The sequence below is a fragment of the Actinoallomurus sp. NPDC052274 genome (genome assembly GCF_040679475.1).
Classification (GTDB): Bacteria; Actinomycetota; Actinomycetes; order Streptosporangiales; family Streptosporangiaceae; genus Actinoallomurus; species Actinoallomurus liliacearum.
Map to the genome: position 1 here is coordinate 128,869 of NZ_JBFAUT010000005.1, position 14,481 is coordinate 143,349.

Sequence of the window (14,481 nt, forward strand, 5' to 3'; positions counted from 1 at the left end):
CGCATCCATCAGCCTGGTCCGCCATCCACCACGGGATCGGCGCAGACTTGAGCGCTGGTCCGTCTCATCTCGGCGGTCACGCATACGTAGTGGCGCTGTGGTCAGTACCGTCGTCACCGTGACGACCGACGGGGTCGCAGCGGCGGGCGATGTCTACCAGGACGCGCCGGACTCCGGTGATCTGGCGCGCGCGTGCAAGAGGAGTTCGGGCTGGGAGAGGTCATGAGGGCGACCTTCTTGGCTGACGGGCTCATGAATCGCAATTGGCGCCTGGACACCGCGACGGGTGTGTATGCGCTCAAGCTCCTGCGTGATGTCCCGGTGGAGACCGCAGCGCGGAGCGCGAAGGTGCTGAACGGGCTTGACGGAACCGGTAGTCATATCTATCCGTACCGTGTTCACCACCGCCACAGGCCCTGGCCGACCTAGTCTTGGCGGCATGCCCATCGGCGTTCCAGCGAATCGGCGCATCCGCCGAGGTCTGGGCTGGAGATGAGGTTGCCGACGCGGGCTTCACCTGACCCGGATCGCGCGGGTGCTCGGAGACCGCGGACGGCGGCCAAGCTCGCGCAGATGGTGGCGCCCCTGCGCGGCAACCCACGGTACCGACGGTACTGGCTGGCCGGGCTGACATCCTCGGCCGGCACGGCCATGGCAACCGGTGCCGTCGCGGCCGCAGTCCTGCGCCACGGAGGCGGTGCGGGCGGGGTCGCGATGGTGCTGATGGGGCAGATGGTCGCCCAAATCATCATGCTGCCGATCGGCGGCGGTCTGGCCGACCGGCTCCCACGGATTCACCTGATCGTGGCAGTGGAGATGACAATCGGCGCCTTGGTCGCCGTGCAAGCCACATTGATCGCCTCAGGGAACGCACGGGTGCTCAGCCTGGCGTTGATCGCCGGCGGCGTCAGCGTCGCCAGCGCCTTCGCCGAACCCGCCCGATCCGGGCTGATCACGGACCTCGTACCGGCCGAACACCGGCAGCAGGCCAACGCCTTGGCCAAGCTCACCCACTACAGCATGATCACCTGCGGGCCGAGCGTGGGCGGCGTCGTGGTCGCAGCGGCCGGGCCCGCCTGGGGCGTCGGCGCCAACGCCGCCAGCTTCTGGGCGTCAGGGCTGCTGCTGATCGGCATCACTGCCCCACCCGCACACCGCGCCGCCAGCCGATTCGCCGCTGATCTGGCTCAAGGATGGCGGTTGGTGGCCCGGACCCCGTGGATCGCATGGAAGGTCGCGGCGGGGTCGGTTGTGGTGGCCGGGTGGCATCTGGCGTACGGAATCGTCGGACTCACCTACGTCCAGACCCGCCTGGGCGGCCCTGCCGCCTGGGGACTGATCGCCTCCAGCCTCGGGCTCGGCATGGTCGCCGGATCATTGATCGCGTTGTCGTGGACGCCACGCCGCGCCGGATACGCCACCTGCGTGGCCACCGCCCCGATGGCGCTCCCAGGGGCCTGCATGGCCGTCGCGGCGCCGCTGCCGGTGATTGCCGCCGCCGTGGCCCTGGCCGCAGCCGGGCTGGCGGTCGCAATGGTGACCTGGCGCAGCGTCATCCAGCGGAACATCCCCGAAACGTTGCAAGGCCGCGTCGCCGCCTGGACCACCATCGGAGAAATTGGCCTCGCACCCGTGGCCTACCTGCTGGTCGCTCCCGCCACCACCGCCCTCGGACTCCGAGGGACCCTCGCGGTCTGCGCGATCGCGATCAGCATCTCCGCGATGGCCCCGCTGCTGCACCTCTCCGTCCGCCACCTCACCTTCGACCCCGCGCCATCACCAGAACGCACTCTCGCGACAGCCGCGCACTCATCACAACGATGATCAACTCAACGCGGAAACAGGTCCCCCTGGGAATGCAGACGCTGCGCCCGGATTCACACGGAATCGTCCGCGTGGGAGGCTGAGCACACACCGCACTTGTTGAGGAATGCCGAAACGTAGATTCTGATTCTTATTCGCCCCTGCTACCGGTGTGGCGGTTGAGGAACTCGCGGGCGCCCCGCAGTCTGGTGCGTAGGCGTTGCTGGGTGATCGTGCAGTCGAGGCGTATGTCGGCCGGCCCGGGCAGGTCGGTGTCGGCTCGTCGTCCGGACGGCAATGCGGCGGCGTCGAGACCGTCCCGGCGGGCGATCAGAGTTGCGAGTTCGTGGCGGCTCACCGCATCGGTTCCGGCGATGTGGCAGATGCCAGCGTGGTCGGATGAGGCAAGTTCGAGAAGTGCTGCGGCCAGGTCGGCGACGTGGACGGGGCAGCGCACGTCGTCGGTGAACAGCACGCCGGTGCATTGTCCTGTGGCCAGAGCATGTACGTGGCGTTCGTGAAAAGAGCCGCCGTCACCGATGATTAACGAGGTACGGGCGGTTACCGCGGTCGGGCTGATGGCCTTGACCGCGGTCTCGGCCGCAGCCTTGGCAGCGCCATAGGGCGTGGTCGGGTCAGGCACCGACGTCTCGTCATAGCGGATCGCACTGCCGGAGAACACCGCGTCGCTGGAGACATGAACCAGCCGCGCGGCCACCGAAGCGGCAGCGATGGCAACGTGCGCGGCGCCGTCGGCGGTGCTCGCCCAGTCGGCCTGCTGAAAAGCAGCATTGATCACCAAGTCCGGCTTGACCGAACTCACCAGGCAAGCGACCTGCTGACGGTCACGGATATCCAGGGCGTGCCACGCTGCGCCGGCCACGTCGGCCGGTCGCCTCAGGTATGTCGCGGCCACCGGGCGCCCCGTAGCCAGTAACTGCCGGACGACCTCGCTGCCGAGGAATCCGCTACCACCGACGACGAGGACTGTCATAACCGCTCACGCTACAGCCGGCCCGCCACGCTCATCGGCCGAACCCCATGCGGATCTGCGGGACCGTCGTTGGCTATGAGCACTGCGCGGAACAGCTCGCCGACCTCCTCACCGAGCTTGAGGCATTGAGATTCGATGGCGAGGCGATCCAGACCGCGCTCGGCCTCCATCTCCGTGACGTAGTCCTGGATCTCGCCCAGTGATGCTCCATGGGGCAGCAGGTCCATGAGGTGATCCCTAAGGTGTTGCGGACTGGTTAGGTCGCGACGGCAACGCCAATCACGGTTGCGTACGCCTTGGTCGAGTAAGGCGGCGTGTATCACGATGCCTTCGCTGGTTAGGCTGCGCACAGCCGGTCGAGGGAGCAGTCGGAGACCCTGAGGAACTAGCTGATGCACAACACCTGGAGGACGAGGGCCGTAGCCTCTGTTCGGGCCATAGATCGATCAGTTGAAGACGTTCAAAGCTTTTCGTAGCTCATCGACAGCTAGTCGGCGATGTGAGACCGCGTTCTTCTCTTCACTTGACATCTCGGCGTAAGTCCGATGGTGGCCATGGGGGACGAATATGGGGTCGTAGCCGAAGCCGTTGGTGCCGCGTAGCTCGGTGGTCAACGTTCCATTCACGGTTTTGGTGACGACCTGAACGCCCGTCTCGTCCGCGTATCCGATCGCCGTGGTTGCGGCGGCGCGGCGGTTGCTCACGCCTGCGGCCATCGTGAGGACGCTATCAGCTGACGGTACGTTCGACCGGCATCCGAGCCAAGGCCCGAATTGGCTTGGTTATACACATCACTTGGTCAGTTGGTCGAGAGCTTATTTGAGTGCCTTAACAATACTGGCGGGACTTCTCCGACGGGATCGGCTTGTGCGCCCAGCGATCGACAGCACCGGAGGGCTCGGGTAGGGGCGCCGTTTCTGGCGCCCTCCTCCTCACCGGCTGCCGCGCATTCGTCAGTCCACGAGGTAGTGGGCTTCGATGTAGGCGACGGTGGAGTCGTACGGCTCGCCCACCGGCTTCAGCCTGTATCGGCGGAAGACCGCGGCGGTGGCGCGACGGACGCCTCGGTTGCGGGCGTCGGCGTTGTCCCATGACTGGGCGAGGGTGCGGGTGACTACCTGGTCGATCTCTTCGGCCAGGTTCCTTTCCGTGATTGTGAGGCCGGGCGGTGCGTGGTCGTGGATGATTCGCGATAGGACACCCACGTGGTCGTCGTCCAGCACGACGACGGCTTCGTCGGGGTGCTTCTCGGCGTTCACGATGGCGCGGGCGACCCGGAGTGCTTCGGATAGGAAGTCCAGGGCGTCCTGGGCGTTCTGGATGATCCGGTCCCGCAGCTGCTTGATCCGCTCCGCGAGGGCGGTGTACTTCGCGGACCCCGGTTCGACGCCCTTTTCGAGGGCGGCCTTGATGTGGTCCAGGATCTCCGCCGCGGACGGCGGCGTCTTGTCCTCGCCGTCGTCCTTGTCGGGCTTGGGGCGGACGAGGGCCAGCAGCTCCTTGAGGACGGCGATGCCCTGGGCGTCCAGGACGAGGGCTTCCTCCTGGGAGGCGACCACGGAGAAGGAGTGGACGTGGGCATTGATGATCTCCAGGACCATCGGCCCCAGCTCGGCCAGCCGTTCCTTCCTCTCCTCGTCGGAGGACTTCTTGAACAGAGTCGTGTACACGGACCCGAACAGCCCGAGGCCGTCCTGGTACTTGGCCACCCGCTTGTCGGTGTTGATGAGCGGGTACAGGCGGGCCAGGAGCCGGTAGTCCTTGCTGAACGCATCGGCGGCGCCAGGGCTGGCGTCCAGGAAGGCGTTAATGGCTCGCACGGACTCGTATCCGTTGACCGTGAGGTCCAGGCCGTCCACGTCTACGAAAAGGTCTTCGATGCGGGCGAAGGTGGTGCGGAACTCGGCGACCAACTCGGTCAGGTCGGTGACGAACCCTCCGCCCTTGCCGGCCCCCGGGGAGGTGGGGTCGACGACAGCTCGCTGAACCTCTTCGGCCAGGCCGATGTAGTCCACGATCACGCCGGAGGTCTTCACGAACCCGGTCGGGGACACCCAGGTACGGTTCGGGCGGGTGATCGCCTGGAACAAGGTGTGGGCCTTCAGCGGCTTGTCCAGGTACAGGACGCCCTCGTTGGGGGCATCGAACCCAGTCATCAGCTTCGCGGTCACCACAAGAAAGCACAGCGGGTCGTCCGGGGTGAGGAACCGCCGCTTCTGCTCCTCCTCCTCGGCCTCCGAGAGCCGGAACGCCCGCATGGCGGGGTCTTCGTCCTTGGAGTCGGAGACGGAGATGTTCACCTCGGCGGTGATCCGGTCATGCTTGCCGACCTCGGCGAGCACCCGTGACACCTCAAAGCCGGCCAGCAACTCGTTGATCTTGTCCGTGTACGCCACGGCCAGCTCACGGTTGTAGGCGACGACCTGGGCCTTGAGGCCGTTGCGGTAGGCGCCGGCCAGGTAGTGGTCCACGATGTGCTGGCAGACCTCGTGGATGCGGTCGGGGTTGGTGAACACCGAGGTGAGGCGCCCGAACTTGCGGGACAGGGTCTCACGGTCGGGGTCGTCGAGGTCGAAGTCGTCGGCGAACTGGTCGAACTCGGCCTGCAACGCCTGGTCGTTTATCTCGAAGTCGACCGGGTGCGGGTTCAGCAGGACCGGGACGGTCGCTTCGTCCCGCAGGGAGCGGGACACCGAGTATCGGTGCAGCACTCTGCCCGGGTCGGTTTCCTCGCCGAAGAGGGCGAAGGTGTCGGTGGCGAGGTTCCTGACAGGTGTGCCGGTCATGCCGAAGAACTTCGCGTGCGGCAACGCTGCGCGCATTTGCCCGGCCAGGGATTTCGACCGGGCGGACTGGGTGCGGTGTGCTTCGTCGACCAGCACGATGATGTTGCTCCGGGTCGACAGGTTCTTGCCGGCGTCGGCGAACTTGTGGACGGTCGTGGAGATGACGCCGCGCACATCGTCGGCCAGCAGGGAACGCAACGCCTGGCTGGTGGCGGGCTGGTGGAAGTAGGCGTCCCCCATCGCGGAGGTGAACACCCCGGAGGTCTGCCGGACGAGCTGGGTTCGGTCCGACAGCAGGATGATCGTGGGCGACTCGGTACGGGTGTCGGCCAGCAGCAGCGAGGCGGCGAACACCATCAACAGCGTCTTCCCCGACCCCTGGTGGTGCCAGATCAGACCCTTCGACCCGCCCTCCAGGACCCGCTCGTGAATCAGGTGCGCGGCCTCCATCTGCGGGTAACGGGGCAGGTACTTCTTGTCCACCCCACCCCCGGAGGTGTCGAACAGGGCGAAGTTGGCGAGCACGTCCAGGATCGTGGCCGGGTTGAGCAGCAGCTCGACGGAGCGCTGCACGTCGGCCTGCCCGGACAGGTTCTCATCGTCCGCGGTGGACCGGAACGGCTGCCACAGGTTCGTGGGCGCGCCGGCGGCACCAAACCGCAGCTTCAGCCCGTCGGAGGCGACGGCGAAGACGTTGGGGGTGAAAAACCACGGGTACTCGGTGGCGTACACGTCGTTGATCTCACGGGCGGCATCCGCCCACGCGGACTTCGCGGTCGGTGACTTCACCTCGACCACCACCAGGGGCAGGCCGTTGACCCAGTACACGAGGTCGAACCGACGGGGGGTCTTCCCGGGGATGGTGATGGTCACCTCGTCGGACACGACCAGCGTGTTGGCGTTCGGGTGCTCGAAGTCGATGACCTTCAGGGCGTGCCACACGCCGTCGGCGTCCCGGAACTCCTTACGCCCGCGCAGCAGGTGCAGCACCTGCTCGTTTGCCCGCACCAGCCCGCCTTCGACGGCGTTGACCGTGGCGGCGATCTCCTCGACCACCGCGTCCACGTCGAACCCGTCGATCACCCCAGGATTGAGCCGGACGATGGCGTCCCGTAGCGGGCCAGCGACCACCGTCTGCGTCGTCTCACGTGGGAGCGACCTGCCCGCTGTGTAGCTCCAGCCCATCGGGAGGGACCACTGGATCATCAGGTTCTGGAACTCGCGCTCTCGAATGCCTTTCGCCACTACTCACATCTCCAACTCGGGGGGCGATGCCGATGGTGCGGTCCAGCAAACCCTCAAGCAGGCCAGAGCGTGCATCCCGAAGGCGGGCGGCCTCAGCACGTACCGCATCGGCGTTCGCGCGAACGGACAGCACGGTGGAGGAGATCTCCCGCTGGCGGTCCAGATCGGGAAGCGGGATCGGTGTCTCACGGATGCGATCCTGGCTGACATTGAACATTGAGGCGCTGGTGCCTGTAGCCGAACTCGTGAGGTGGGTCCGGGCCGACTTCAGCGCCATTACTACTACGAGGAAGTCCGGGTCCAGCCCTGACGACGGCATGAGCCGTAGAGTCTTGTCAGAGAGGTAGAGGCCGCTCCGAACATCGGCAGGGACTCGCGCGACGACACCTACTCGCAAAGGTGTGTTCGCCCGCGTGATGAGAACGTCTCCAGGCCGAACAAGCGCGGACTCTGGCATGGACGTGCCAGGTAGAAGCGTCTTGGCCTCTTCCGGGAGGAACCTGAACGGTGTGACCGCGCTGACCTTCAACACGCCAAGGTCGTCATTGCCTGGGGGCTTCTTATTTGCCTGGGGACTCCTGCCGCCTTGAATATCATCGAGCATCATTCCGAGCGCCACGATTGGTTCGTTGGAGAGCAAGTCTCCGGCAAGGGTCATCGACATGCGCTCCAGCGCCTCGGTCTCTTCGTCGAGTGCGCTGATCTGGTGGTCAACTGCGTCGAGTATCTCGACGACCCTCGCTTGTACCTCGCGGGGTGGGATCGGGAGTTGGATCTGCAAGAGTTGCTCTGGGTTGAGGCGCTTGCGCCGTTGAACTGTCCCGCTCACTCGGTTCTTCATTTCTGCCCAAAGTCGCGGTGAGCGGCAGACGTGCCTCATCCAGTCGGGCACCAGTTCTGGACCAAGCGTGAATGTCGGGAACTCATTGCTGACGACGAATCCGTCGAACTCGGCGGGTACTACGGTGATCGGGCCTTCCCACGCGGTCAGCTTTCGCATCACGACCTGGTCGACACGCAGCACGTTCATGGCCGTGTACTCTGTGTCTCCGCCGTCGAATTCGCCTTTAGCTACAAGCCCCTGCCCTGCGTTCAAGACCCCGGCCAGACGGTACGTGGTTGCAGACAACATCGGTATGCGCTGGATGTCAAGGCACATCACCTCCCCGAGCGGGCGAAGCGGATAGCCGTCACTCATCGAAGCCCTCGATCCCGGCCTCCGCCAGCACTGCGAGCATGTGCTTCTCAGCTCGCTGACGCTCTACCCTGGCGAGGTTGTACGCCTCGATGAGAGTGCCAAGGTCTTCCTGCTCGGCGGCGGACTGCTTGATGTAACGGCCAATATTGAGGTCATACCCGTTCGCCACGATCTCCACGGTGGGGACGAATCGCGCCGCGAGTCCGCCGTCTCCGTCGGGGTCCACCGGGTTGTTGTCGGCGTCGAATTTCGAGTGGTAGGCGGTCACGACGTCGGCGATGTCGGCGTCGGTGAGGACGTTGCGATTCTTCGCCTTGGCGAACCGCTTGGAAGCGTCGATGAACAGCACGCCGCCCTGCCGCTCGGGGGCCTTGGTGCCGGGCGCGCGGAACACGAGGATCGCCGTGGGGATGCTGGTGCTGTAGAAGAGGTTGGCGGGCAGCCCGATGACCGCTTCGAGCAGGTCGTCGTCCAGGACGCGCTGGCGGATGGCCGCTTCCTGCCCGCCGCGGAAGAGGACGCCATGGGGCAGAACGACGCCGGCGCGGCCCTTCTTCGGACCCATGCTGGCGATCATGTGCTGCACGAACGCCCAGTCCGCCGACGACTGCGGGGCGACCCCGCCGAGGGCGCGCGGGTCGTTCCTCCAAGGCTTCCACTTCAGGCTGTAGGGCGGGTTGGCGACGATCACATCGAACTGCGCGACCGACCCGTCCGGCTTCTTGAAGCGCGGGTCCTTCAGGGTGTCGCCGACCTCGACCTGGAACTGGGTGAGGTTGTGCATGAAGAGGTTCATGCGGGCCACACCCGCCGTGTCCGGTACGGCCTCCTGCCCGAACAGTCGGAGCGTGTAGCCACGCCCGCCGTGGGCCTTCAAGAGGTTCGCGGAGGCGATGAGCATGCCGCCCGACCCACATGTCGGGTCGTACACCGACTCGTAGCTCTTGGGGTCCAGGACCTCGACGATCAGCTCGACGACCTCGCGCGGGGTGAAGAACTGACCGGCGCGGGTGCCGGACCCGTCGGAGAACCGCTTCAGCAGGTACTCATACGCCCCACCGAGAACGTCGTGGGACATGTTGCCCTCGTGCATCTTCGGGGTGCGGTCCATCGCCTGCATGACCGCCGCCAACACCTCCGCAGACAGCACCTCTTCGGAGGTCCAGGTCATGGACCCGAACAGGCGGGAGAACTTGTCAGGGTTGGCCGTCTCGATGGCCTGCAGGGAGGCGCGGACCCGCTGGCCGAGGCCGGGCTGGGTGATGGTGGCGAGGATGGACGACCAGGAGGCGCGACACTCCCGGACAGTGCCGGGGTGGATGAACGGGATCTCGAACGACTGGTAGTCGCGGTACTCGATCTCGTGGGCTTCCTCAGCAGAGAGGCCGTCCAGGCCCTCGTTGTCGACCAGGAACTCCTGGTGCTGGTGCTCCCAGGTATCCGACAGGTACTTCCAGAACATCAGCGGGAAGACAACGGAGGAGTATTGCGCTTCGGGCATCGCCACGCGCAACTCATCGGCGGCATCCCACAACCGGTTCTCGATCTCCTGCTGGGTCACTGCCATCAGTCGGGGGGTCCTTCTAGTCAAAGGGGGGCGACCCGAAGGCCGTAGTGTTCTCGCTGGTCAGGCCCTTTCGGGCGTGCTCGGCCGGTACATGCCGAGCGTGTCTTGCCGGGTGAACACACTCGGGGCGTCGTATTCTCTGGGCGGGCGACTCATCAACGATATCCCTCCCGGGTGACGAATTACGATATCCCTCCCGGACCACGAAATAGGGACCAACTCCAGCTCGTTGGCCCCCTTCCGCTCCCAGCAGACTCCACCTGAGTTACGCTGCCGAACTCCTCGGCCGGGCATGCGCCACGGTGGCAGTGCCGCCCGGGACCCTGCCCAGCCCCGGCTCCACGACCCGCCCCGGAACCGGACACGCGGCCGGAAGTGCGTCTTCCCGTGAGACGCTGCCGCGCTACGCCTCCCTCCACGAACACGAGAAGGTTTCCCGCCCACACCTGAACCCAACGATTGGCCCTTTTGTCTACTTATGGGGTGTTTGACAAAAAGGGTTTCCCCTCTGGTTGAGTTGCTCCTGCCGCTCGCGCGGAAAGCGCAGGTGGCAGATACGAACGGCGGGGGTGTCGAGTGTGGGTTGAGCCGGCCGGTGGCGTATCGGCTCAGGTAATCCCCGCCATCGTGAGACCTGCCGCTCGGATCCCCGCGCGCTCGACGGTCGCCCGGTCCTGCGGTTCGGCTGTGCCGGGAGCGGTCTTTTCTGTCCGGTCGCGAGCAGGTGCGGTATATGGCCGTTGACCGTGTGCATGGCGCCGACGATGACGCCGACAAGGGCCAGGAACAGCCTGCCTCCGATCGCCGTCTTCCTCGCGATCAGCCGGGCACCGAACCGAAGGGGATTTCACGGGCCGATAGCCGGGCCGCCGCAGCAGCCGCTAATGAGGCTGCCCGGCAGCAGGCCGATAAGACCGATACCGGCAAGCACGACGCAGCGGCACCGTCCGCTGAGACGCGCGAAAAACCCGCTGCAGGCAGCGCCGAGACCGAGGAGAAGTCCGCTGGCGCGTCGAAGGCGGACCGGTCCGCTGCCGCGGAGACGGAACCAGGCTCCTGGGGGAAGGATGACGGAACGCCGCTGCGCGATGAGGCAGGAACAGGCACAGGCGAAGGCAACGTCACCGACCAGAACCCCGGCACCCCCACACCATCACCGGCCGACCTCACGACCTTCGATCGCGAGTCGCCCGCGACGGCCATGCCTCACGCCGCCGATCGTCACACACCAGCCCGCGATGACGACACCGGGGTAAACGAGGCATCCGCAGCCACGCCAACCGAACAACCGAGTGCCGACGACCGCCCCCTTGCAGCCGACCAGGCTTGGGCCGAAGGCACCACCCCGGTCCTGAGCGAGCGCGAAGAATCGCTGCGCGACCGTGCTGTCCGGCAGGACAGCCCAGCGGCGGCCACCGGCGTGGCAGCAGTCGAAACGGCCGTTGACCAAGACGTTCGCGCCGACGCCCAGTTCCGAGACGACCAGACTGGCGGACCGGCCGGCGGTGCCCAGACGGTTGATGACGGTGTCGTCGGTGGCGACACGGCCGCCAGGGACGCCTTCGATCACTCGCTGGTTTCCCCTCGCGACGGCCGAGCCGATGAAGGCCACCGCGGACAGACACCTACCGCGCCAGCAGAGAACGCAAGGCCCGCAGGCGAAGTGGCCCCCGGCCCCGCCGAGGCGGACGTACCGGCGTTCGCCGAGTTGGGCGAAGCCGGTCATGCGGAGTTGAAAGCCAAAGGCGAACTGCCCCGGCAACGCGAGGCGGCTGAAACCTCATCCACCGAGTCAGGCCGCAGGTGGCGTACCGTCGCTGAGGAAGTCGGTGAGGTCCGGTCGTACCCGTCCTTCGATGCCGTCGGCAAGGACCTTGGTGTCCGGCCGGGCAAGGAACTTCACCACATCGTGGAGCAGAACCAGGCCAGACCCGAACGCAGCGGCTTCAGCGTCGTCCGCATCAACACCACCGACAACCTGGTGTACCTGCCCGCCGACGTACACACCGAGGTCAGCCGCCACTACTCGACCCGCCAGTTCGGAACCAAGACGACCGTCCGCGACTCCCTCACCGGCAAGACATGGGAGCAACAGCACGAGTACGGCCGCAAGACCATCGATCAAGCGTGGCAGCAGATCGAGGAACATCGCAGCCCCGAGGACGCGAGCAAGGAACCATCGTGGCGTACCGTCGCCGACGAACTCGGTGAGGTCCGGTCGTACCCGTCCTTCGATGCCGCCGGCAAGGACCTTGGTGTCCGGCCGGGCAAGGAACTTCACCACATCGTGGAGCAGAACCAGGCCAGACCCGAACGCAGCGGCTTCAGCGTCGTCCGCATCAACACCACCGACAACCTGGTGTACCTGCCCGCCGACGTACACACCGAGGTCAGCCGCCACTACTCGACCCGCCAGTTCGGAACCAAGACGACCGTCCGCGACTCCCTCACCGGCAAGACATGGGAGCATCAAAACCAATACGGCCGCAAGGCCATCGATGCAGCCTGGAGGAGAGTCCGAAGTGATGGCGAAGCCTGAAACAAACGATGATCGCATTGCATTCCGCGCACACGCGATCGCGTTCTGGGCTGAAAGCCGTTCTGGTACGGCCGAGGGGGCCAATGCTCATACCGATGCCGCAGACGTAATAGTCGAACGGTGGGCCGAGTCAGGGAACGCACACGAGATTCTCGCGTCGATGCTTGACTATAAACTAATCGAGGTCCGTTACGCTGCAGCAGCGTACCTTCTCAGCCTCGGTGACGCCGACGCAGCGGTGCCGGTACTCGAAGAAATTGCGCAAACGAAAACATCAGTTGGGCTGATCGCCTCAGGTGCCGACCTCCTCCTGATGAACTACCGAAGCGAGCACCCGCCCCAATGATCACCAGGGCCCGTCTGATCGCGGCCCGCCTGCGGGACCTAGATCGGCAACCGGCCGTGTACGCGAGTCCGAACATTGACAAGGCGCGAGGCATGCACCAGATTGTCCGTTCAGTTTCGCTGCACTGAGGGGTCCATCGTTGCGAAGATAGGGCTCATGCCAGATCAGATGCGATGCCCGCATGGCCTGCGGTTCCCGCTCACCCTGCTGGATCAGCTGCGCCGAATCCCGTACGGCGCTAATGAAATCAACGCAGTCGGCTGGTGCTCCCTGGTCGAAGGTCACTCCGGCCCTCACCACGCCCTGGGTCAAAGCGGCGGCGAGGACGATCACTGGGTTCGGTGGACCGATGCTGGCATCGAGGTAACGGTCCTGCCGTTCTGCCCCACTGTAATGCCAGAAGACGAGGATCAGCCGTGCACACTGTTCGACGGCCATGAGGGTCCGCACGATTACGAACTCGAGGACTACCCGACCACCGTCGATCAACGATTCGCCGCATATTACTGGGCCCCTCCCGCAGCGAATTGACGATCAAGCCAGAACACCGGAGCCGTCGACGCGTACCGCACAGCCGCAGCGGCTACCGCTAGCGTTCGGCAACCCCGCCGCAGGCAGTGATCGGCGCAAATTGAGCGCTGGCCCGTCTCATCTCGGCGGTTACGCATGCGAAGTGGTGCTGCTGTCAGTACCGTCGTCGCCGTGACGACCGACGGGGTTCCAGCGGCAGGCGAGGTCTCCCAGGGCCCGCCGGACGCCAGTGATCTGGCGCGCATGCGGGAGGAGTTCGAGCTGGCAGAGGTCAGGAGGACGACCTTCTTGGCTGACGGGCTCATGAATCGCAATTGGCGCCCGCGGCGCCACGGTGCGCAGCCGCCAGGGACCACCGCCGGAGGAGGCACGAGGCATGTGGCTTGCCCTCAACCATCGCCATCCCGGCCTGGTGCGCCGCTTCAGCGCCGAGGACCTGGTCATCAGCGCGCCCGACTGTGGATCCTGGGTGACGGCCCGCCCTGACGGCACGGACGGCTGGGTGGTCACCGCCGGGGGACCACGGGACATCTGGGGCGAGATCCAGGACACCGCCGCCCGGTGGCGGGCCGCCGGCGAACCCGACACCTACCGGCTGGAGTTTCGGCCGAGCGGCAAGCAGCAAGCCAGCGCTGGATCCGGCAGCGACACCCTGTCCTGGCAGCTCACGGCTCCGTACGACATCGACAAGGAGGCACCGCGATGAGCTGCCCTGACCACCCCGCCCCCACCCCGAAGATGAGTTCTGGCAGTTCAGGGATGTTGCCGCCGGATCAGTATCTGGCGTCCCTGGCGCGCAAGCGGATGGGTGCTGGTGCGTTGTTCCTGGACGGGACCGGGCGAGTGCTGCTGGTGGAGCCGACGTACAAGCCGACCTGGGAGGTGCCGGGCGGCGCCGTCGAGCGTGAGGAGTCTCCGACAGCGGCATGCCGCCGCGAAGTGCTCGAGGAACTCGGCCTGGACCGGCCGGTCGGGCGAGTCCTGGCGGTCGACTGGGTCCCATCGCGGCCGGAACTTCCCGAGGGGCTGATGCTCATCTACGACGGTGGCGTGCTGCCAGACGAGGAAATCACGCGAATCCGGCTTCAGGCCGATGAACTCGCCTCCTACGCGTTCGTCGAGCCCCACCGCGTGCCTGAGCTGACCAGCGCGCTGCTCGCTCGCCGGATCGCCGCGTGCCTGGACGCGCTCGCCGCAGGCACGGCCGCCTCGCTGGAAAACGGCCGCCCGATCGCTTGAGCTCCAAATGAAACCGGCCGTCCACTGCAAATGATTGGCCAGTGCCCTGGGAGGCTGGCCGATGTCCGTGGATGAGGATTTCCGGCGGGTGCGGCCGAGCTTGCCATCGGTTACGACGGCAGCGTCCGCTACGTAACGCAGCAATGCGAGCATCAATTCACCCGCATCTCTGTGTAGCTGCGTCTCCCACTCGTTCACGACCTGGCTGATACGGCCGGCCACACCGCTCCGGG

At 65.9% G+C, this 14,481-nt stretch carries 12 protein-coding genes; 6 read left to right on the plus strand and 6 right to left on the minus strand.

Annotation, left to right across the window (positions count from 1 at the left end; translation table 11 throughout):
- The first annotated feature begins 573 nt into the window (after nt 1-573).
- Nucleotides 574-1,824: an MFS transporter gene (locus AB0K82_RS06490; protein WP_364393483.1), complete on the plus strand. Its 1,251-nt coding sequence runs from the start codon at nt 574-576 to the stop codon at nt 1,822-1,824.
- A gap of 130 nt (nt 1,825-1,954) precedes the next feature.
- Here AB0K82_RS06490 and AB0K82_RS06495 read toward each other — a convergent pair whose 3' ends face one another.
- The 6 genes from AB0K82_RS06495 to AB0K82_RS06520 all read right to left on the minus strand — a co-directional run bounded on the left by AB0K82_RS06495 (nt 1,955) and on the right by AB0K82_RS06520 (nt 9,593).
- On the minus strand, nt 1,955-2,797 hold the full coding sequence (locus tag AB0K82_RS06495) for a sugar nucleotide-binding protein (protein ID WP_364393485.1): 843 nt from the start codon (nt 2,795-2,797) through the stop codon (nt 1,955-1,957).
- Between the two features lie 11 nt (nt 2,798-2,808).
- Nucleotides 2,809-3,024 (minus strand): hypothetical protein, encoded by a 216-nt coding sequence (locus AB0K82_RS06500; protein WP_364393487.1) that lies wholly within the window; start codon nt 3,022-3,024, stop codon nt 2,809-2,811.
- Nucleotides 3,025-3,243: 219 nt separating this feature from the next.
- Nucleotides 3,244-3,513, minus strand: a complete 270-nt coding sequence (locus AB0K82_RS06505) for a non-canonical purine NTP pyrophosphatase (RefSeq protein ID WP_364393489.1) — start codon at nt 3,511-3,513, stop codon at nt 3,244-3,246.
- Between the two features lie 237 nt (nt 3,514-3,750).
- A complete protein-coding gene (locus AB0K82_RS06510; RefSeq protein ID WP_364393490.1) occupies nt 3,751-6,828 on the minus strand; it encodes an HsdR family type I site-specific deoxyribonuclease in 3,078 nt (1,025 codons plus the stop codon).
- Entirely contained in the window at nt 6,728-8,026 is a 1,299-nt protein-coding gene (locus tag AB0K82_RS06515; RefSeq protein ID WP_364393491.1) for a hypothetical protein, read from the minus strand. The genes AB0K82_RS06510 and AB0K82_RS06515 overlap by 101 nt, the downstream gene beginning before the upstream one ends.
- Entirely contained in the window at nt 8,019-9,593 is a 1,575-nt protein-coding gene (locus AB0K82_RS06520; protein ID WP_364393492.1) for an N-6 DNA methylase, read from the minus strand. Before AB0K82_RS06520 ends, AB0K82_RS06515 begins: the two co-directional genes overlap by 8 nt.
- 733 nt (nt 9,594-10,326) lie before the next feature.
- Between AB0K82_RS06520 and AB0K82_RS06525 the strand changes: the two genes are divergently transcribed.
- From AB0K82_RS06525 to AB0K82_RS06545, 5 genes are all read left to right on the plus strand, one after another.
- A complete protein-coding gene (locus AB0K82_RS06525) occupies nt 10,327-12,132 on the plus strand; it encodes a hypothetical protein (RefSeq protein WP_364393495.1) in 1,806 nt (601 codons plus the stop codon).
- Nucleotides 12,119-12,478, plus strand: coding sequence for a hypothetical protein (locus AB0K82_RS06530; protein WP_364393497.1), 360 nt, complete (start codon nt 12,119-12,121; stop codon nt 12,476-12,478). The genes AB0K82_RS06525 and AB0K82_RS06530 overlap by 14 nt, the downstream gene beginning before the upstream one ends.
- Before the next feature lie 156 nt (nt 12,479-12,634).
- A complete protein-coding gene (locus AB0K82_RS06535; RefSeq protein ID WP_364393500.1) occupies nt 12,635-13,009 on the plus strand; it encodes a hypothetical protein in 375 nt (124 codons plus the stop codon).
- A gap of 376 nt (nt 13,010-13,385) precedes the next feature.
- Nucleotides 13,386-13,715, plus strand: coding sequence for a hypothetical protein (locus tag AB0K82_RS06540; protein ID WP_364393502.1), 330 nt, complete (start codon nt 13,386-13,388; stop codon nt 13,713-13,715).
- On the plus strand, nt 13,712-14,248 hold the full coding sequence (locus tag AB0K82_RS06545) for an NUDIX hydrolase (RefSeq protein ID WP_364393505.1): 537 nt from the start codon (nt 13,712-13,714) through the stop codon (nt 14,246-14,248). The genes AB0K82_RS06540 and AB0K82_RS06545 overlap by 4 nt, the downstream gene beginning before the upstream one ends.
- The last annotated feature ends 233 nt before the right edge of the window (nt 14,249-14,481 follow it).